The organism is Jiella endophytica (genome assembly GCF_004519335.1).
Lineage (GTDB): Bacteria > Pseudomonadota > Alphaproteobacteria > Rhizobiales > Rhizobiaceae > Jiella > Jiella endophytica.
This window is the reverse complement of the sequence record NZ_SOZD01000001.1, coordinates 804,775-824,416: the sequence shown is the minus strand read 5'-3', so window position 1 is coordinate 824,416 and position 19,642 is coordinate 804,775. Positions and strand designations below refer to the sequence as shown.

Here is a 19,642-nt window from a genome sequence, read left to right as displayed (position 1 = left end):
GATATAAGCGGCCCGACAGCCCGCGCAGTCAGTTTTCTCCCGAGGGTCCCGCATCGATGGCATCGAAGTAGATATCGTCGAGGGCCAGAGAGCATTTGAGAGACGGAAGTTCGACCGAACCGGCCTCAATGATTCTGGCCTGCTGCGGCCATGTGCCATCCTGCAGCCGCTCCCATTGCCAGATCCGGCGGATGTCCTGGTCGATCACGATGTAGCTTTCGAGCCGTTCGAGCGACTGATATTCGTGGCGCTTCGGTCCGAAATCGTCGGGTGCGGTGGAGTCCGAGAGGACCTCAACGACGACGATGGCGGATCGAGTCTTTCGGTCACCTTTTCGCCCTCCCGCCGGTTCGACCAGCACATCGGCGTAACGGATGGAGGTGGGGCCGGTCTCGATGGCAAAATCGCCTTGGTGCACCCGATGGGACGCCCGATCCAGCTGCGTCTGGAGTGCGAACGCGACATTGCCGGCGATCACCGAATGGGCGCGCTTCACATATGGCAGCATCCTCGCCGAGCCCTCCACCAGTTCGAACCGACGATCCTGACGCTCCAGCCAGTCGAAAAACGCCTCGCTCGTCAGGTCAGTCGGCAAGGCGCCGGACGTCTCGGTCTTTGTAAGGATGCTCACGCGTGGCCTCCTGATCTGGACGCAAGACGCTAGCACATCCTTGAAACGGCCGCTTGGCCAAAGACGGGCCTTTGCCCCCGCCATCTTCCATCCTCCTTGAACCCTATCGGCCTTTGCTCTAGCCACGGCATCAAAGTTCCCGAATGACCGGACGCGATCCATGACCATCGTCGACACCCGCACGCCAGACCCGAAGTCCTTCATCTCCGGCGCTACTGGCGACTGGGAAATCATCATCGGCCTCGAGGTCCACGCCCAGGTGACATCCGAGGCGAAGCTCTTCTCCGGCGCCTCGACCGGCTTCGGCGCCGAGCCGAACTCCCATGTCAGCCTGGTCGACGCGGCGATGCCCGGCATGCTGCCGGTGATCAACGAGGAATGCGTCAGGCAGGCGATCCGCACCGGCCTCGGCCTGAAGGCAGCGATCCACCACCGCTCGGTGTTCGACCGGAAGAACTATTTCTATCCGGACCTGCCGCAGGGCTATCAGATCTCCCAGTACAAGGATCCGATCGTCGGCGAGGGCACGGTCATCGTCTCAGTCGGGCCGGATTCCAAGGGCGAGTTCCAGGATGTCGAGGTGGGCGTCGAGCGGCTGCATCTCGAGCAGGACGCCGGCAAGTCGATGCATGACCAGCATCCGACAATGTCCTTCGTCGACCTCAACCGCTCGGGCGTCGCCCTGATGGAAATCGTCTCCAAGCCCGACATGCGCTCCGCTGACGAGGCCAAGGCCTATCTGACCAAGCTGAGGACGATCGTCCGCTATCTCGGCACCTGCGATGGCAACATGGACGAGGGCTCGATGCGCGCCGACGTCAACGTCTCGGTGCGCCGCCCGGGCGGGCCGTTCGGCACGCGCTGCGAGATCAAGAACGTCAACTCGATCCGCTTCGTCGGCCAGGCCATCGAATCCGAAGCACGTCGCCAGATCGCGATCATCGAGGACGGCGGCGTCATCGACCAGGAAACGCGGCTGTTCGACCCGGTGAAGGGCGAGACCCGCGCGATGCGCAGCAAGGAAGACGCCCACGACTACCGCTATTTCCCCGATCCCGATCTCCTGCCGCTGGAGTTCGACCAGGCCTATGTCGATGCGCTTCTGAAAGAGCTTCCCGAGCTCCCCGACGACAAGAAGGCGCGGCTGATCACCGACGCCGGGCTGTCGGCCTACGACGCTTCGATCCTCGTTTCCGACAAGGCGATCGCCGACTATTTCGAAAAGGTCGTCGCCGGGGGCAAGGGCGGTCGCGACGCCAAGCAGGCTGCGAACTGGGTGATCAACGATCTCCTCGGCGCGCTCAACAAGTCCGGCAAGGACATCGAGGCGACGCCGGTCTCGGCCGAACAGCTCGGCGCGATCCTCGACCTCATCCGCGAGGGCACGATCTCCGGCAAGATCGCCAAGGACCTCTTCGAGATCGTCTGGGCTGAGGGCGGCGACCCGAAGGAGATCGTCGAGAGCCGCGGCATGAAGCAGGTGACCGACACCGGCGCCATCGAAAAGGCCGTCGACGACGTCATCGCCGCCAATCCCGACAAGGTCGAGCAGGCGAAGGCCAAGCCTTCGATGGCGGGCTGGTTCGTCGGCCAGGTGATGAAGGCGACCGGCGGCAAGGCCAATCCCCAGGCGGTCAATGCGCTGGTGAAGGAGAAGCTCGGCGTCGAATGACGCCGGACCCGGCAGCAAGGCCCCTTTTCAATTTCCTTACGTTACGTTAGGCAGGGTCATCGCATGGCGCTGGATCGCTGCTTCGGGCGGCTGTTCAGGGCTGTGTGTCATGTCTGCCGCCGCCGACGCATCGGCGCGCGTCACCAGCCGGCGTCACGTCGGGCTTCGGCCCGCAGGGGGAATTCTTGAAAACGATACAGTCTCTTTCGTTCGCGCTGTTCTGCGGCGCCGCTCTCCTCGTGCCGGCTGCCGCGAGTGCCGGTCCCGCCGAGTGTCTCGTCGAGGCGGAGGGCCAGGCGATCTTCGACGGTCGCTGCGACTTCAAAAGCACCGACAAGGACGGATCCTTCGAGTTCTCCGGAGCTGGCCTGACCGGCAGCGTGTTGGTCGATCCTGGCGCCACGACAGGGATTGCCTTCTACGAGAACAAGACCGGCCGCGGCGAGAACGGCTCCTGGAGGCTTGGGGACGTCGATCGCGACGGCGCCTGCTGGAAGAACCAGTATGGCCGCATCTGCGCCTGGGCGCTCGGCACCCGGCCGGGACAGGGCGGTCGCCGGGCGGCAGCCCCGGTCAGGCCCACGCCTGTTCGACAGGCGAGCGAACAGGTGGGCGGGCGGTACAGGTTTCCCTATGCCACGCTCGGCGAGTGGGAGATCGCCCGCTACACCTTCGATCCTGCCGGGCGAGAGCTCGACTACTGCTCGGCGGTCAAGCTGACCGGCAGCGAACAGGGGCTTCGCGCCGTCTCGAACATCGAGAGCACCGGATACGGCTTCAGCGGCTACGCCTCGGTCGCTTCGTCCGGGCCCGTCCCCGTCGCCTGGTGGTTCGACAACGATCCCCGCCCGGTGCACTATGAGACGACGATGACGGTGGACCGCGATCCGGAGGGTTTCGACTGGCGGATGCTGTTCGAGACCAACGACGATCCGGGCAGCGCCGACGGATTCATGAATTCCAATGCCGTCCACTACGCCTATGTCGTCGACGGGCAGGACCATGTCGAAACCTTCTCGCTCTCGGGCAGCAACGCGGCGCTGAAGGCGATGTTCGACTGCCGCCAGTGACGGCGGGCAAGTGAAATGGAACCGGGTGAGAATGACCTTCTTCGTGCGAACGGCCGGCCGCAACGATCTCGAGGCGATCTCGATCCTTCTCGGCGAGACGTGGCACGACACCTATGACGGTATCTACGGGCCTCGGAAGGTCGCGGAGATCACCGCATCCTGGCACTCGGTCGCGGCGCTGGAGTCGCGGCTGACCCGGCCGGAGTCGGAATTCATCGTCGCCGACGACGGCGAGACCATCGGCGGCATGGCTTTCGCGGCCTCCTCCGATCCGGAGAAGAAGCTGGTGATGCTGCATCAGCTCTATGTCCGCCCGGAATGCCAGGGGCAGGGGATCGGCAGCGACCTCCTGCAGGAGATCGTCGACGCCTTTCCCAATGCCTCGACGATGCGCATCGAGGTCGAGACGGCGAACGAGAAGGCGCTGCGTTTCTACGAAAGGCACGGCTTCGCCGAGATCGGTCGCACCGACAATTGCGGCAGGGACGACAGCGGAATCCCCGCCGCGGTCTATGAGAAGCCGCTGCCCGGCTGAGCGTTGCGAGAGCCGCGCCCGGCCGCACCATTCCGGCATCGTTCCGCTCGCTCCAAGCGCTCGAGGACACCGATCGCTGACACCACACCTCGGCGCGCGCCAGTGTGCAATGCAGGATGGACGCGGCTATGCCCGGCGCCAGTTAGGGTGGATCGACACCGTCCGCCGGGCACGACCCGGGTGGGAGCGCAGGGTGCATCTGGTCAGGCTTTATTTCAGCTTCGAAAAGCTCGTCGCCAACATTCTTCTCGTCGGCATGGTGGGGGTCGTCCTCCTGTCGCTGTGGAGCTTTCTGCGGGCGACCGGCCTGTCGCTGCTCGATCTCGGCCATCCCCTCGAATATTCGGCGTTCCAGACACTGTTCGACCGGGTGCTGGCAGTGGTCATCGCGCTGGAACTCGCTCATTCGATCCACCAGATGGCGATCGGCGACCATCGCCTGGCGCAGGTGCGGACGGTGATCGTCATCGGCGTCCTCGCGGTCGTCCGGAAGCTGATCCTGCTCGAGGTCAACAACACCTCGGGCGTCTTCCTCGCCGGCCTTGCCGCGACGATGATCGCGCTTGGGCTGCTTCTCGTCATGGTCCATTTCGTCGACCGCCGCGAGCAGCAGGGCAAGACCGACACGGCGACCGGCGGCGAGCACGAGGCGCATGAGGGAGACTGAGGAAAGACGGCCTCCCGGCAAGGCGCTCTCCCGTATCGCGCCGGGTGGACATTTCCAGCCGCCGGTCGCATAAGGGGCCGACTTTCGACGGATCGGATTCCCCATGAAGGAATGGCTTCTAAAGATCTTCACCTGGTGGCAGGGTCAGACGATCGGCACGCAGTTCTACACCTGGCGCTTCGGCAAGCAGGTCGGCGAGGACGAGTTCGGCAACGTCTATTACACCAATGCCGACGGCTCGCGCCGGTGGGTGATCTACAACGGCCCGGCCGAAGCCTCGCGCATCCCGACCGGCTGGCACGGCTGGATGCATCACCGGGTCGACGTCCCGCCGAGCGAGGAGGACTATGCTCCTCGCGAGTGGCAGAAGCCCTTCCAGCCGAACCACACCGGCACGGCCAAGGCCTATCGCCCCTCCGGTTCGCTGCTGCGGCCCGGCACTGAGCGTCCGCGCGTCACCGGCGAATACGACGCCTGGACGCCCTGACGCCACCGGCCGTCGCCGCCAAACCAGCATGACGCCAATGACACCGAAACCGTTCCTTGCCCTTGCCGTCGCGCTAGTCCTGACGGCGGGGCCTGCTTTCGCGCAGGATCCCGGGCCGCAGGAGTCCCAGCCCGAGGCGCAGTTCGCGACGCCGAAGGCGCGGATCAAGAACCCTGTCGCGGTGTTCTCCGGCCTCGACAAGATCACCGGCCGGATCACCTCGTTCGACGTCTATATCGACGAGACGGTGCAGTTCGGTGCCCTGCAGGTGACGCCGAAGGCGTGCCTGACCAGCGCCGAGGGCGAGGCGGAAAAGACCGACGCCTTCGTCCAGGTCGACGAGATCACCCTCGATCGCAAGATCCAGCGGATCTTCTCCGGCTGGATGTTCGCCGATTCGCCCGGCCTCAACGCGATCGAGCATCCGGTCTATGACGTCTGGCTGAAAAGCTGCAAGACCGACTCCGACGTTCCGGCGCCCGAAGGGTAGAAGGTCGAGGCGACGGCCAGCGCCTCCTGCAGGCGCTGCTGATAGTCGTCCCTGTCGATCTCGATCGCTCCGAAGTGCGTCAGGTGACCGGTGATGAACTGCGTATCGAGCAGCAGATAGCCGCCGCGGATCAACCGCTCGCAGAGAAAGGCGAGGGCGACCTTCGAGGCATCGGTCGCGCGCGAAAACATGCTCTCGCCGAAGAACGCGCCGTTGATCGACACGCCATAGAGCCCGCCGACCAGCGTCTCGTTCTGCCAGCATTCGACGGAATGGGCAAAGCCCTCGTGGAAGAGCGCGACATAGAGGTCGCGGATCTGCCGGTTGATCCAGGTCTTGTCGCGCCCGGGCGCCGGTTCGGCGCAGCCATCGACCACCGCCGCGAAGGCCGTGTCGACCGTCACGGCGAAGCGCTTCTGGCGGATGGTCTTTCTGAGGCTTCTGGAAAGATGCAGGCCGTCCAGCGGCAGGACGCCCCGTTCGGTCGGGTCCACCCAGAAGATCTGCGGGTCGTCCGCCGCCTCGGCCATCGGGAAGATGCCCGAGGCATAGGCCTTGATCAGCAGCTCCGGCGTGATCGAAAGGGTCTTGCCGCCGCGTCCCGCCATGCTAGTGGTCCGATCCCGACATTTGGCACCGTCTTGTGGCACTCATCCAGCCAATGTCGGAATCGAGAGCCCGCGAGCCAAGTCGGATTTCTCGAATTCGACATTCGACGCGTTGCCCGTCCTTGGTCGGGACCGAATGTCACATGCGATCCACTCGCCTCAAAGGCCGGCCAGGGGCGCGATCGATCCGGTCAAATCCCTGCCGCAGCTATAGCCCGGCATCAGCGGGCCGGAAAGTCTGACCGGCCCGCCAGGCGGTCACGCCGCCGTGCCACCCGCCAGATATTTTTCCAGCCAGTGAATGTCGTAGTTGCCGGCGCCGATGTCGGGATTATCGACGAGGTCGCGGAACAGCGGCAGCGTCGTCTTGACGCCGTCGACGACGATCTCGTCCAGCGCCCGCCGCAGCCGCATCATGCATTCGGTGCGGTTGCGGCCATGGACGATCAGCTTGCCGATCAGGCTGTCGTAGAAGGGCGGGATCGAATAGCCCTGATAGACGCCGGAATCGACCCTGACGCCGAGGCCGCCCGGCGCGTGATAGTAGCTGATCTTGCCGGGCGAGGGGGCGAAGGTCCGCGGGTCCTCGGCGTTGATCCGGCACTCGATGGCGTGACCGGAAAAGACGATCTCGTCCTGCGTCGCCGACAGGCCTTCGCCGCTGGCGACGCGGATCTGCTCGTGGACGAGGTCCATGCCGGTGATCGCCTCGGTCACCGGATGCTCCACCTGCAGGCGGGTGTTCATCTCGATGAAGTAGAACTCGTCGTTCTCGTAGAGAAACTCGATCGTGCCGGCGCCGCGATAGCGCAGCTCTGCCATGGCGTTCGAGCAGATCTCGCCGATGCGGCGGCGCTGCTCGGGGCTGAGCGCTGGCGAGTTCGCCTCTTCCCAGACCTTCTGGTGGCGCCGCTGCAGCGAACAGTCACGCTCGCCGAGATGGATGGCGTTGCCGGCGCCGTCGCCGAACACCTGCACTTCGATGTGCCGGGGCTTTTCGAGATATTTCTCGATATAGACCGCGTCGTCGCCGAAGGCCGCGCCAGCCTCGGCCCGGGCGGTCTGCAGGGCGACGACGAGGTCGTCGCGGCTCCTGGCCACCTTCATGCCGCGGCCGCCGCCGCCGGCGGATGCCTTGACCAGCACCGGAAAGCCGATCTCGTCGCCGATCTTCAGCGCCTCGGCATCGTCGGTCACCGCGCCCGCCGATCCCGGCACGACGGGAATGCCGAGCCGCTTGGCTGTGCGCTTCGCCTCGATCTTGTCGCCCATGACTCGGATGTGCTCGGCGGTCGGGCCGATGAAGGTCAGGCCGTGGGCGTCCAGAATGTCGGCAAAACGGGCGTTCTCCGACAGGAAGCCGTAGCCCGGATGCACCGCATCGGCGCCGGAGATCTCGCAGGCCGCGACGATCGAGGGAATGTTGAGATAGCTGTCGCGCGAGGGCGGCGGTCCGATGCAGACGCTCTCGTCGGCAAGGCGCACATGCATGGCCGCGTTGTCGGCGGTGGAATGTACGGCGACGGTCGAAATGCCGAGTTCCTTGCATGCCCTGAGGACACGCAGGGCGATTTCGCCACGATTGGCGATGAGGACCTTCTTGACCATGAAGCGCCCCCCTTAAGCGATGACGACGAGGGCTTCGCCGTATTCGACGGGTTGGGCGTTCTCGACGAGGATCTTGGTCACCTTGCCGGCCCGCGGCGCCGGGATCTGGTTCATCGTCTTCATCGCCTCGATGATCAGCAGGGTCTCACCCTCGGAGACGCTCTGGCCGACCTCGACGAAGGGCTTGGCGCCAGGCGCTGCCGCGAGATAGACGGTGCCGACCATCGGCGAGGGGACGGAGCCGGGCTCGGGGCCGCTCGCCGGAGCCGGGCTCGCCGCGGGTGCTGCCGGCTGCTGCGGCGCCGGCGCATGGGCGACCGGCTGCTGCTGGTACTGCGCGGGCTGGAACTGCAGCGCCGCCTGCTCGTGCTTGCGGGTCACGCGGACCTTCATCGAGCCGTTCTCGACTTCGATCTCGGTCAGGTCGGTCTCTTTCAGGATCGAGGCGATTTCGCGGACGAAGCGCGGGTCGACCGTCATGTCTTCCTTGGGCATTGTGTTCCTTGGGCCGATTCGGTCTCTGGATGGACCCTGCCGGCTACGGGCCCGCGTGATTTGCCCGCCGCCGCCCGGCGCGAAAGGCGCTCAAGAGCTGGATTTTGGCGGGAAATCGCGGTGGCAGCGACGATCGGCATCGTGGCTCGGCAATCATGGGCAGGGTCTGGCGACGTCTCGCGGTCGCCGTTCAACTCAGCCGTATAGGGCGCAACGCCCCGCTCGCAAAGCCTTAAATGCGAAAACCGCCTCGAAAGAGGGGGATTTCAGCAGGACGCACTGCCGCAGCTGCGGACATTGGCGATCGCGGTTTCGAGATTGTCGAGCCCGACGGCGCCGGGCAGCACCTCGTCCTTGATGACATAGCTGGGCGTGCCGTTGACGCCGAGCGCCGTCGCCGTCTCGTTGTCGCTGGCAATGTCGGCGGCGATCTCCGGCGATGCCATCACCGGGCGCAGCGCCGCCTCGTCGACGCCGAACTCCGCAGCGACGGCGAGCGCCTTCTTCTCGTCGGCGACGCCGCGCGAGGAGAGGAGCTTGCGGTGGAACTCGCCGTAGCTCTCCGGCTTCAGCTTGCGGAAGGCGAGGCTGACCCGCGAGGCCTCGATCGACTGCGGACCGAGTACCGGGATCTCCTTCAGGACGAAGCGGACGTTGGCATCGCTCTTCAGGAGCTTGTCCATGTCGTCGAGAGCGTGTTTGCAGTAGCCGCAATTGTAGTCGAAATACTCGACAACGGTGACGTCGCCGGTTGGATTGCCGAGCGCGGTGCCCTCGGGGCTGGCGAAGATCGCGTCGGAATTTTCCGCGATCGTCTTCTTCTGCGAGGCCGCGGCATCCGCGGTGCGCTTGGCCTCGAGGGCGTTGATCGCCTCGACCAGCACTTCCGGATGGGTGACCAGATAGTTGCGGACGATCGCCTCGATGTCCCTCGTCTGTTCGGCGTCGAACTTGCCTTCCGCCCGGGCGGGCACGGCCCCGGTGCCGAGAACGCTGCCAAAGGCGAGGCTGGCGGCGAGCGCCGTCGTGGCGAAAGATTTGCGTGTCATCCGGAATGGGTCCTTCACGTCGTTCGAGCCTTCGGCCGCGGCCGGGTCGGGCCGCCAGCCATGCGGGTCATTGTGGCAATTTGGCAGGTCGCCCCGCCGGTCTTCCTCATCGCGATTTCGTCGCCAGGATGTCCTGGGCCCGGCGCCAGGCCGGGGTGCCGGGCTTCAGTTTCGCCTGGGCGCGCGCCGCGAAGACCTTCGCCTCGCTGAGCGAACCGATGTTCCAGTGGCCCTCGGCGGTGGCGAGTTCCGCCCGGCCGATGTCGCCGAGCCGGCCATAGGCCATGGCGAGATAGCGATAGGCCTGGCCGTTCATCGGATCGCTCTGCAGCCCGGCCTGGATCATCTCGACGGCCTGCTTGAGATCCGACTGGCTGCCGGACAGCACCATCGCCTGGCCGACCTCGGCACGGATCAGCCCGGATTTCGACGGGTCGAGGTTCGCTGCCCTTGAGAAAGCCGCGGCGGCCTCGCTGCCCCTGCCGGACTCCAGCAGGATCTCTCCGCGCATCTCGTGAAACCACGGATTGGAGGGCCGTGCGGCGATCAGCCCGTCCATCTTCTGCAGCGCGCTCGCCGTCGAGCCGGCGAGGAAGGTCGCGATGGCGTCGCCATAGAGCGCCGGCAGGCCGCGCGGATCCTTGGCGAACATCCGCCGCACGTCGTTCATGCCGCCGGCATAGGCCGCGATCTTGGCGCGGGCGAGATTGTGCGCCTCCACGAGGGCCGGCGGGTCCGCTTGATCGAAATGGGTCGAGCTTCGGGCGGCTTCCTCGATCGCCGAGATGCGATCGCGCGGGGCAGGGTGCGACGAGAGATAATTGCGCCCGCCGGCGCCCGAGAACATGTTGCTGCGCTCGAGATTCTCGAAGGTTTCGAGCAGGCCGCGGCCGGACTGGCCGGTCTTGGCGAGATAGTTGATGGCCGAGCGGTCGGCCGTGCTCTCCTCGCCGCGCACATAGCTGAGGATCGAGCGCTGCGCCGCCGAGCCGCCGGCCGAGAAGATGCCCGCGCCGGCTCCCACAGCGCCCCTGGCGCCGGCCGCCGTGCCGCCGATGGCGACGCCGGCGCCGAGCAGCGCCGCAGCGATCGCCATCACCTTGGCGCCCTCAAGCCTATCGCGCAGCCGCTGCTGGTGGCCGCCGGCGAGATGGCCGATCTCGTGGGCGATGATGCCGGTCAGCTGGTTGGGCGTCTCGGTCATGGTGAGGGCGCCGGTGTTGACGAAGATCCGCCGGCCGAGGACGAAGGCGTTGAAGTCCGGCGAATTGACCAGCACCGTCTCGATGCCTGCGCGCGACAGGCCAGCAGCCTTGAGCAGCGGCCTCGCATAGCCGGTGACGAGCGATTCGATCTCGGCGTCGCGCACGATCGGCAGATTGTCGCGGGAGGCGGCTGCGGCGAAGGACGGAACGCCGACGGCGGTGATCCCCACGCTTGCCGCAACGGCGAGCGCGGCCATTCGTCCGGCCAGGGAGCTGAGAAGGTTTCGCATGTTCCGTCCTTTCTCCATATCCGCTAGTGGACCGAACGGGCGTTTGGTAGCAAGCACGCGCCTTCAATCTTTCGTCAGCGCCGCGGCATCGGCAACCGCAGCGTGGAGCCGACGACACGATCGCCGACCAACCCTTTCGAGCTCTTCGCGCCATGCCAGACCTTCCCGCCTCACGCCGCTCCGACGTCCTGCCGTTCCGGGCGATGGACGTCCTTGCCGAGGCCAACCTCATGCTGGCGCGGGGCGAACCGGTGATCTCGCTCGCCGTCGGCCAGCCGGAAGCGCCGACGCCGGCGGCGGCGATCGCGGCTGCGGACGAGCATCTGAAGCGCGGCCGCGTCGCATATACCGACGCCCCCGGCCTGCCGAAACTGCGCGAGCGGATCGCCAGGCACTATCGCGAGGCCCATGACGTCGAGATCGCGCCGTCGCGGGTGATGGTGACGACCGGCTCGTCGGCGGGGTTCAACCTCGCCTTCCTCGCCGCATTCGACGCCGGCGCCCGCATCGCGCTCGCTTCGCCCGGCTATCCCGCCTACCGCAACATCCTGCGGGTGCTCGGCCTCGAGCCCGTGGAGATCCCGGTCGACGTCTCCACCGGCTACCTGCTCACCGCCGAGCATCTCGCCGAAGTCCACGCGAAGACGCCGATCGACGGCGTCCTCGTCGCCAGTCCCGCCAATCCCACCGGCACGGTGACGCCGCCGGAGGAACTGAAGCGGCTGATCGACTTCGCGGACGAGAACGGCATCCGCTTCATTTCCGACGAGATCTATCACCGGCTCGCCTATTCCGGCGGCGAGGCGACGGCGCTTTCCTTTTCCGACCGGCCCTTCGTGGTGAACTCGTTCTCGAAATACTACTGCATGACCGGCTGGCGCATCGGCTGGATCGTCCTGCCGCCGGAGATGGTGCGGGTCGCCGAACGGATCGGCCAGAGCCTCTACATCTCAGCCCCGGAACTCTCCCAGGTGGCGGCGACGGCGGTGTTCGACGCCACCGCCGAACTCGACGGCGTGCGCGAGACCTATGTGAGGAACCGCGATCTCCTGATGCGGGAACTGCCGGCGCTCGGCTTTCGCGACATCGCGCCGATCGACGGGGCGTTCTATGCTTATGCCGGAATACCCGAGGGCGAGACCAGCGCATCGGAGTTCTGTCGCCGGATCCTTTCCGAATGCCACGTGGCGATGACGCCGGGGATCGACTTCGACCTTGTCCGCGGCGAGCGCTTCGTGCGGATCTCCTATGCCTGCGGCAATGCCGCGCTCGAAGAGGCGGTCGTCCGCATGAAACGGCTGCTGACCCGGTAGCTCAACGCCGGTTCAGTGGGCGGGCGGCGCCGAGCCGGTCTGGGTCCGCGCCACCTTCAGGACGAGGATCAGCGGCAGGACGACGATCACCGCCCACATCAGGATGTGGAAGACCTCGTCATAGGAAAGCATCGCCGCCTGGCGCTGGACTTCCTGATAGAACGTCGCCAGCGCCGCCTGCTGGTCGCCGCCATGGGCCCTGGTCAGCGTCGCGATCTCCTCGGCATAGTTCGGGTTGAGGCCGCTCAGGGTCTCGGTCATCCGCGATTGGTGGAACTGTTCGCGGCGGGCGAGCAGCGTTTGGGCAAGCGAGATTCCGAAGGCGCCGCCGAGATTGCGGAAGAAGTTCAGCATCGCCGATGCCTTGTCGGCCTCGCCTGGCTTCAGGCCGACATAGGCGACAGTGGAGATCGGGATGAACAGGAATGGCAGGCCGATCGAGATGAAGAAGCGGCCCCAGGCGGCGTCGGCGAAGGTGCTGTTGACGCTGAAGCTGGAGAACAGCCAGAAGGCGTAGGCCTGCACGGCAAAGGCCGGGAAGAGCAGGACACGGGTATCCACCTTGCCGATCAGCTGACCGGAGATCGGCATGCCGATCAGCGCGATCGCCCCGCCATAGGTCAGCGCCAGACCGGCGTCATAGGCGGTGTAGCCGTAGATCTGCTGCAGCATCTGCGGCACCAGCTGGATCGTGCCGAAGACGAGGACGCCGAGCATCAGCATCAGGAGCACGGTGATCGCGAAGTTGCGGTTGGCAAGCAGCGGCAGTGGCACGATCGGGTCGTCGTGGTTGATCTCCCAGACGATCATGCCGCCGAGGCCGACCACCGCGAGAAATGCCATGGCGACGATGAGATGGCTGGAAAACCAGTCCTCGGTCTGGCCGCGGTCGAGCATGATGAGCAGGCCCGCCAGGCCGATGGCGGTCAGGAGGAAGCCCACCCAGTCGATCCTGAGGCCCCTCTCGCGGAGCGCTCGGGTCTCCTCGATCAGCGCCGGCGGCTCGCGGACGACGAAGACCGTCGCGACGAAGGCGGCGATGCCGACCGGCACGTTGATCAGGAAGATCCAGTGCCAGGAGATCGTGTCGGTGATGTAGCCGCCGATCGTCGGGCCGATGATCGGCGCGACCACCACGACGAGGCCGAAGGCGGCGAAGGCCGGTCCGCGTTTTTCAGGCGGGAAGGAGTCGGCGATCATCGACTGCTCGACCGGCGCGAGGCCGCCGCCGCCCATGCCCTGGAAGACGCGGGCTAGGATCAGCAGGCCGAGATTCGGCGCAAAGGCGCACAGCATGGAGGAGACGGTGAACAGCGCCACCGAGATCAGGAAATAGCGCTTGCGCCCGATCGCCTTCGAGAGGAACCCGGAGATCGGGATGATGATCGCATTGGCGACGAGATAGCTCGTCACCAGCCAGGTGCCCTGATCGGTCGAGACGCCGAGATTGCCGGAGATGTTGTCCAGCGCGACATTGGCGATCGAGGTGTCGAGGATCTCCATGAAGGTGGCGACCGAGACGACGGCCGTCATCAGCCACGGCCCGCCGAGGCCGGCGGCCGAGCGCGGCAGATCGCCGGAGCGGCGTTGTCCGGCCATGTCAGTCGACGTGGATGGTCGGCACGACGGACATTCCGGGGCCGATCGGATAGTCGTCGGGCGAGGGGCTGTCGATCGAGATCCGCACCGGCACGCGCTGCACCACCTTGACGAAGTTGCCGGTGGCGTTCTGCGGCGGCAGCACCTGGAAGGCCTGTCCGGCGCCACGCTGGATCGACTGCACCGTGCCGTGGAACTCGACGTCGGGAAAGGCGTCGACGGAAATGTCGACCTTCTGGCCGACCCTGATGTCGGCGAGCTGGGTCTCTTTGAAGTTTGCGGTGACGTAGAGCTGCCGCGGCACGATCGCCATCATCTGCGAGCCCGGCTCGACATAGCTGCCGAGATTGACGCTTCTCTGGACGACCTGCCCGTCGATCGACGCGGTGACGGTCAGATGGTCGACGGTCACCTGGGCATTGGCGACATTCGCCTTGGCCGCGACGACCTGCGCCTGTGCGGATTTCAGCGACGCCTCGGCGGAGGCGACGCCTGCCATGTCGCTCTCGACGGTGGTCCCTGCCGCCTCGGCGCTCGCCTCGTATTGCCGTGCCTCAGCCTCCGCGTCGTCGAGCTGCTGGGTCGAGATGGCCGCCGTGCCGGACTTGGTGACCAGTTGGCGATAGCGCTCGGCCTGCTGGCGGGCATTCTCGGCCTGGATCTTGGCGGCCTCATAAGTGCTCTGGTCGTGGGTGACGGCGGCCTTCGCCTTCTGCACATTGGCCTCGGCTTCGCCGACCGCAGCCTCCGCCTCGCTGAGATTGGCCTGTTGCAGCGCGAGTGCCGCCATCGGCCCGGCCGGGTCTATCCTGGCCAGGACGTCGCCCGGCTTGACGACGGCGTTGTTGTCGACCGGCAGCGCCACCAGGACGCCGGACTCCTGCGGCGAGACGCGAACGATGTCGCCATCGATGAAAGCGTCATCGGTCGATTCGTACTGGGCGGAATAGACGAAATAATACCAGCCGCCGGCGATCGCGGCGACGATCAGCACGACCGCCAGGAAACCGAACAGCCAAAGCCGCCGCTTGCGCGGGCTCTTGCCGCTCTTTTCCGTCTTCGGATCGGTCTCGGATGGGCGATCCGCGGCATTGCCACGATCGGTCGAGGTTTCGTCAGGAGCGTCCTCCCGGCGCCGGGCCTCAGGCGCGTCCGCTTCACCACCGTGCACAGGATCGTCGGCTTTGGTCCGCCGCTGTTCGTCGTCTGTCACTTGCCGGTCCATGGCCGCCGCCTGGTCTTTACGCTGCGTCCCTAAGCCGTCACGCCTTCAGACGTTCCCGCATCGCACAAACAGGTGATGGTGACGGACCGTCGCTCTGACGCTCCGTTGAAGCCCGGCGGCAAAGCCACATGTCTTGACATATTCCCCGCGACGGTCTCGAAACTGCCGCCAACCGGCCCTTCTTTCGCATGGGCGGTCTTTCGACGAATGATTTCCGCATGACGACGATGATACCGGCGGCCCGACCGATGGCCGCCACGACCCCGCAGCCACCGGCATTGCTGCGGCGCACCAATCCGATTTGTCCCTACGAAACCCGAGTGCGGCCATGAAGCCGCTGCCACCCAAGCCGACGCTGCGCTTTACACCCGGCGAATGGCCGGCCGGCCGTCGCTGGGCCGTGCTGATCCTCGCCTCGCTCGCCGTTGCCGGCGGTCTCGAATGCCTGGACCTTCCGGCCGCCCTGCTGCTCGGTCCGATGCTCGCGGCGATCGTCATGGCGAGCCGCAACGGCACTGTGGCGATACCGCGCATCCTGTTCCTCGGCGCGCAGGGCATCGTCGGCATCATGATCGCTGGGAACCTGCCGCTCAGCCTGTTCGGCGAGATCGCCACCGACTGGCCGATCTTCCTCGCCGGCACCGCCTCGACCTTCGCCGCCGCCTGCCTGCTCGGCTGGCTGCTCAGCCAGTCGGACACGCTTCCCGGCACCACGGCGATCTGGGGATCCTCGCCGGGCGCGGCGACGGCGATGACGCTGATGTCGGAGGACTATGGCGCCGACATGCGGCTGGTCGCCTTCATGCAGTACACCCGGGTCGCCGCCTGCGCGCTGGTGGCGACGGTGCTGGCGCGCGCCCTCGGCGCCTCGGCGCCGGGCCATGCCGCCGCCTGGATGCCCTCCGCCGCCGTCTGGCTCGGCAGTCTCCTGCCGTTCGGGCTTGCCCTTTCAGGCGCGGCCCTCGGCGTCGTCCTGAAAATCCCCGGCGGCGCCCTTTTGACGCCGATGGCGATCGGCATCGCGGCCAAGCTCGCCTTCGGCCTCGACATCGCCTTGCCGATGCCGGTCCTTGCCGTCAGCTACGCGCTGCTCGGCTGGGGCATCGGCATGCGCTTCACGGCCAAGGTGCTCGCAGACGCCAGCCGGGTCTTTGCCCGCGTGCTCCTGTCGATCGTGCTGCTATTGGCGGGATGCGCCGTGTTTGCCGGGCTGCTGGTGCTGTTTGCCGGGATCGACCCGCTCACCGCCTATCTCGCCACGAGCCCCGGCGGCGCCGATTCCGTCGCCATCATCGCCGCATCGACCAATGTCGACGTGCCCTTCATCATGGCGATGCAGGTCGCCCGCTTCCTGCTGGTCCTCGTCGCCGGGCCGCCGCTGGCGCGGCTTTTGTCGCTGCGCCAGGCCCGGATGAAGAGCGGCTAACCCTCGACGAGTGTCTCGCCGGTCTCCTCGAAATATTCGCCGAACTCCATCCGCAGCCGCTCCAGATGCCGGATGATCCGGCCGAGATGGACCCGCATCGCGGCTTCCGCTTTGGCCGGGTCACGGGCCTTCAGGGCCTCGAAGATCGCCAGATGGTCGTCATAGACGTCGGGCTGGCCGTAGGAGAGGGTGAGGAACCGCATCCGGTCGAGCTGCGCCTTCTGTTCGTCGATCAGCGCCCAGGTGAAGCCGCAGCCGGCGCCTTCCGCGATCAGCCGGTGGAACATGTCGTCGAGCCGGTGGAACTCGCGGCGATCGTCCGCCTCCTGCGCGGCGCGCTGCGCCGTGAGATTGGCCGTGAGCTGTTCGACCAGCGCTCGGGTATCGCCCTCGCAGGCCCGGCGCACCACCGCCACCTCCAGCGCCTCGCGGATGAAGCGGGCGTTCAGCACCTCCCTGACGGAGATCTTGACGATCTCGGTGCGCCGCTGCGGCTGGACGTTGAGATAGCCGATGCGTGCGAGCCGGATGAAGGCCTCGCGCACGGGCTGGCGCGACACGCCCATCTGCCGGGCGATCTCGGCTTCCGAGACCCGCATTCCCGGCTTCAGACGCAGTTCGAGAATGGCCCGGCGCAGGTCCTGATAGACCGCGTCGGCCATCGTCGATCGCGTCGGGGCAGGGGGTGGGCTGAGGTCGAGCGGGATGGTCATGAACTCCTCTTGACAGGTTTCGGATACTACCATACCAGAATTTTGGCAATCGCAACGCGTGACGGGAGGACGATCATGTCGCTGCTCGACGACAATCGGCTGTTTCCAGCCGAGCCGACGACGCGCCGTATCGCGCGCTCGCTCTATGACAGCATCCGCTCGCTGCCGATCATTTCGCCGCACGGGCACACCGAGCCGCGCTGGTTCGCCGAGAACGCCGCCTTCCCGGATCCCGCCCATCTGATCGTCGTTCCGGACCACTACATCTTCCGCATGCTGGTCTCGCAGGGGGTGAGCCTCGCGGAACTGGGAGTTCCCTCGGTCGACGGCTCGCCGGTCGAGACCGACGGGCGGAAGATCTGGCGGCGCTTTGCCGAAAACTATTATCTCTTCCGCGGCACGCCGACCCGCCTGTGGCTCGACCACACCTTCGAAAACCTCTTCGGCATCGAGACCCGGCTGTCGGCAGAGACCGCCGATGCGGCCTACGACGCCATCGCCGAAAAGCTGCGGCAGGACGACTTCCGTCCCCGCGCGCTCTACGAGCGCTTCAATGTCGAGGCGATCGCGACGACCGAAAGCGCGCTCGACGATCTCGCCTGGCATCGCCAGATCCGCGACAGCGGCTGGAAGGGGAAGGTGGTCACCACCTATCGGCCTGACGCCGTCGTCGATCCGGACTTCGCCGGATTTGCCGAAAACCTTAAACGCTTCGGCGAGATCACCGGCTGCGACACGGGGACCTTCACCGGCTATATCGATGCGCATCGCAGCCGGCGGGCGTTCTTCCGCGACCACGGCGCCACGGCGACCGACCACGGCCATCCGACGGCGCGGACGGCCAACCTGTCGCCCGCCGAGGCATCGGCACTCTACGGCCGGGTGAAGGGCGGTGCCGGTTCGCCCGAGGATCGTGAACTCTTCCGGGCCCAGATGCTGACCGAAATGGCCAGGCTCTCGGTCGAGGACGGCATGGTGATGCAGATCCATGCCGGCTCGGTCCGCAACCATTCCGCCTCGATCTTCGAGCGCTTCGGCCGCGACAAGGGTTTCGACATCCCGCAGCCGACCAATTACGTCGCCGCGCTGAAGCCGCTGCTCGACGTCTGCGGGCTGGAAAAGAGCTTCACGCTGATCCTCTTCACGCTGGACGAGACGGTCTATTCCCGCGAGCTCGCCCCGCTCGCCGGCGTCTATCCGTGCCTGCGGCTCGGCCCGCCATGGTGGTTCTTCGATTCCGCCGAGGGGATGCTGCGCTTCCGCCAGACGGCGACCGAGACCGCCGGCTTCTACAACACCGTCGGCTTCAACGACGACACCCGCGCCTTCTGCTCGATCCCCGCCCGGCACGACGTCGCGCGGCGGGTGGACTGCGCCTATCTCGCCGATCTCGTGACCACCGGCCGCCTCGAGGAGGACGAGGCGTTCGAGCTCGCGCGGGATCTGACCTATCGCCTGGCCAAGGAGGCCTACAGGCTCTGACGGGCGGCATCGCCGCCATTTTCTGGGAGGAAAACATGGGCATGATGAAAAGACTGACGGCGGCGCTCGCCGTCGCGACGGTTCTTGGCGGAGGTCTCGTCGCCGCCAATGCGCAGGAAGTCGTCCTGCGCTCGGCCGACACCCATCCGGACGGCTATCCGACCGTCGAGGCGGTCAAGTTCATGAGCGACGTCCTGAAGAAGGAGACCGACGGGCGGATCTCCATCCAGGTCTTCGATTCGCATCAGCTCGGCGAGGAAAAAGAGACGATCGAGCAGACCAAGTTCGGCGTCATTGACCTCAACCGCGTCAACTTCGCGCCGATGAACGGCATCGTTCCGGCGACGATCGTCCCCTGCATGCCCTACATCTTCACCTCCAAGGAGAACATGCGCTCGGTCATGGACGGCCCGATCGGCGAGGACATCCTCAAGGCCTTCGAGCCGGCAGGCTATGTCGGTCTTGCCGTCTACGATTCCGGTGCGCGCTCCTTCTACAATTCCAAGCATCCGATCAAGACGCTGGAGGACCTCAAGGGCCTCAAGTTCCGCGTCATCCAGTCCGACCTCTTCGTCGACATGGTCAATGCGCTTGGCGCCAATGCGACCCCGATGGCCTATGGCGAGGTCTATTCCGGTCTGCAGACCGGGCTGATCGACGGCGCCGAGAACAACTGGCCGAGCTACGAGTCCTCCAAGCACTTCGAGGTCGCGAAATACTATTCGCTCGATCAGCATTCCCAGTGCCCCGAGGTGCTGATGATGTCGAAGGTCTCCTGGGACAAGCTGTCGCCGGAGGATCAGACGGCCGTGCGCGACGCCGCCAAGCAGTCGGTGACCAAGATGCGCGAGCTCTGGGACGCCCAGGAGGAAAAGTCGCGCAAGATCGTCGAGGCCGCCGGCGTCGAGATCAACGAGGTCGACCCGGCGCCCTTCGTCAAGGCGATGGACCCGATCTACGAGAAATACGCCGACACCCCGGAACTGAAGGATCTGGTGAAGCGCATCCGCGACACCCAGAAATAGTCCCGTGTGCCAAGGCGGCTCCGCGCCCTCGCGGGGCCGCATATCCGGCGCG

Annotated in this window: 19 protein-coding genes; 10 read left to right on the top strand and 9 right to left on the bottom strand. The window is 66.1% G+C overall.

What is annotated here, in order from left to right; all coding sequences use genetic code 11:
- Window positions 1-28: 28 nt before the first annotated feature.
- Complete coding sequence (locus E3C22_RS03855; protein ID WP_167591620.1) at window positions 29-631, bottom strand: Uma2 family endonuclease; 603 nt, start codon at window positions 629-631, stop codon at window positions 29-31.
- Window positions 632-791: 160 nt separating this feature from the next.
- On the opposite strand from E3C22_RS03855, the gene gatB reads away from it, so the two are divergent.
- The 6 genes from gatB (at window position 792) to E3C22_RS03825 (ending at window position 5,552) form a co-directional block, all read left to right on the top strand.
- Window positions 792-2,303 (top strand): Asp-tRNA(Asn)/Glu-tRNA(Gln) amidotransferase subunit GatB, encoded by a 1,512-nt coding sequence (gene gatB, locus E3C22_RS03850; protein WP_134760371.1) that lies wholly within the window; start codon window positions 792-794, stop codon window positions 2,301-2,303.
- Between the two features lie 185 nt (window positions 2,304-2,488).
- Window positions 2,489-3,373, top strand: a complete 885-nt coding sequence (locus tag E3C22_RS03845; protein ID WP_134760369.1) for a hypothetical protein — start codon at window positions 2,489-2,491, stop codon at window positions 3,371-3,373.
- Window positions 3,374-3,404: 31 nt separating this feature from the next.
- Window positions 3,405-3,908 (top strand): GNAT family N-acetyltransferase, encoded by a 504-nt coding sequence (locus E3C22_RS03840; RefSeq protein ID WP_134760367.1) that lies wholly within the window; start codon window positions 3,405-3,407, stop codon window positions 3,906-3,908.
- 193 nt (window positions 3,909-4,101) lie between these two features.
- Window positions 4,102-4,575 carry a phosphate-starvation-inducible PsiE family protein gene (locus E3C22_RS03835; protein WP_245514746.1) on the top strand — a complete coding sequence of 158 codons (474 nt, stop codon included), beginning with the start codon at window positions 4,102-4,104 and terminating at the stop codon, window positions 4,573-4,575.
- Window positions 4,576-4,678: 103 nt separating this feature from the next.
- Entirely contained in the window at window positions 4,679-5,062 is a 384-nt protein-coding gene (locus tag E3C22_RS03830) for an NADH:ubiquinone oxidoreductase subunit NDUFA12 (RefSeq protein ID WP_134760363.1), read from the top strand.
- A 28-nt stretch (window positions 5,063-5,090) separates the two neighbouring features.
- Complete coding sequence (locus E3C22_RS03825; protein ID WP_425364950.1) at window positions 5,091-5,552, top strand: DUF2155 domain-containing protein; 462 nt, start codon at window positions 5,091-5,093, stop codon at window positions 5,550-5,552.
- On the opposite strand, the gene aat is transcribed toward E3C22_RS03825, so the two are convergent.
- From aat to E3C22_RS03800, 5 genes are all read right to left on the bottom strand, one after another.
- Window positions 5,492-6,160, bottom strand: a complete 669-nt coding sequence (gene aat, locus E3C22_RS03820) for a leucyl/phenylalanyl-tRNA--protein transferase (RefSeq protein ID WP_134760359.1) — start codon at window positions 6,158-6,160, stop codon at window positions 5,492-5,494. The two genes, E3C22_RS03825 and aat, sit on opposite strands and share 61 nt — an antisense overlap.
- Window positions 6,161-6,418: 258 nt before the next feature.
- A complete protein-coding gene (accC, locus tag E3C22_RS03815) occupies window positions 6,419-7,768 on the bottom strand; it encodes an acetyl-CoA carboxylase biotin carboxylase subunit (protein WP_134760357.1) in 1,350 nt (449 codons plus the stop codon).
- 12 nt (window positions 7,769-7,780) lie between these two features.
- Complete coding sequence (gene accB, locus E3C22_RS03810; RefSeq protein ID WP_134760355.1) at window positions 7,781-8,263, bottom strand: acetyl-CoA carboxylase biotin carboxyl carrier protein; 483 nt, start codon at window positions 8,261-8,263, stop codon at window positions 7,781-7,783.
- Between the two features lie 266 nt (window positions 8,264-8,529).
- A complete protein-coding gene (locus E3C22_RS03805) occupies window positions 8,530-9,312 on the bottom strand; it encodes a DsbA family protein (protein ID WP_134760353.1) in 783 nt (260 codons plus the stop codon).
- Window positions 9,313-9,418: 106 nt separating this feature from the next.
- Window positions 9,419-10,807, bottom strand: a complete 1,389-nt coding sequence (locus E3C22_RS03800; RefSeq protein ID WP_245514744.1) for a M48 family metalloprotease — start codon at window positions 10,805-10,807, stop codon at window positions 9,419-9,421.
- A 152-nt stretch (window positions 10,808-10,959) separates the two neighbouring features.
- Between E3C22_RS03800 and E3C22_RS03795 the strand changes: the two genes are divergently transcribed.
- On the top strand, window positions 10,960-12,120 hold the full coding sequence (locus E3C22_RS03795) for a pyridoxal phosphate-dependent aminotransferase (RefSeq protein WP_134760349.1): 1,161 nt from the start codon (window positions 10,960-10,962) through the stop codon (window positions 12,118-12,120).
- A 12-nt stretch (window positions 12,121-12,132) separates the two neighbouring features.
- Here the strand turns inward: E3C22_RS03795 and E3C22_RS03790 are convergent, their stop codons facing one another.
- The gene (locus tag E3C22_RS03790; protein WP_134760347.1) at window positions 12,133-13,719 is read right to left on the bottom strand and encodes a DHA2 family efflux MFS transporter permease subunit; all 1,587 of its coding nucleotides are present in this window, start codon (window positions 13,717-13,719) and stop codon (window positions 12,133-12,135) included.
- A gap of 1 nt (window position 13,720) precedes the next feature.
- Window positions 13,721-14,932 carry an HlyD family secretion protein gene (locus E3C22_RS03785; RefSeq protein ID WP_167591619.1) on the bottom strand — a complete coding sequence of 404 codons (1,212 nt, stop codon included), beginning with the start codon at window positions 14,930-14,932 and terminating at the stop codon, window positions 13,721-13,723.
- Window positions 14,933-15,272: 340 nt separating this feature from the next.
- On the opposite strand from E3C22_RS03785, the gene E3C22_RS03780 reads away from it, so the two are divergent.
- Window positions 15,273-16,370, top strand: coding sequence for an AbrB family transcriptional regulator (locus E3C22_RS03780; protein ID WP_134760343.1), 1,098 nt, complete (start codon window positions 15,273-15,275; stop codon window positions 16,368-16,370).
- On the opposite strand, the gene E3C22_RS03775 is transcribed toward E3C22_RS03780, so the two are convergent.
- A complete protein-coding gene (locus tag E3C22_RS03775) occupies window positions 16,367-17,083 on the bottom strand; it encodes a GntR family transcriptional regulator (protein WP_167591618.1) in 717 nt (238 codons plus the stop codon). The two genes, E3C22_RS03780 and E3C22_RS03775, sit on opposite strands and share 4 nt — an antisense overlap.
- 75 nt (window positions 17,084-17,158) lie before the next feature.
- Here E3C22_RS03775 and uxaC point away from each other — a divergent pair, with 75 nt between their 5' ends.
- Both uxaC and E3C22_RS03765 read left to right on the top strand, forming a co-directional pair.
- Window positions 17,159-18,565, top strand: coding sequence for a glucuronate isomerase (gene uxaC / locus E3C22_RS03770; protein ID WP_134760339.1), 1,407 nt, complete (start codon window positions 17,159-17,161; stop codon window positions 18,563-18,565).
- Between the two features lie 35 nt (window positions 18,566-18,600).
- Complete coding sequence (locus E3C22_RS03765) at window positions 18,601-19,590, top strand: TRAP transporter substrate-binding protein (RefSeq protein WP_134760337.1); 990 nt, start codon at window positions 18,601-18,603, stop codon at window positions 19,588-19,590.
- The last annotated feature ends 52 nt before the right edge of the window (window positions 19,591-19,642 follow it).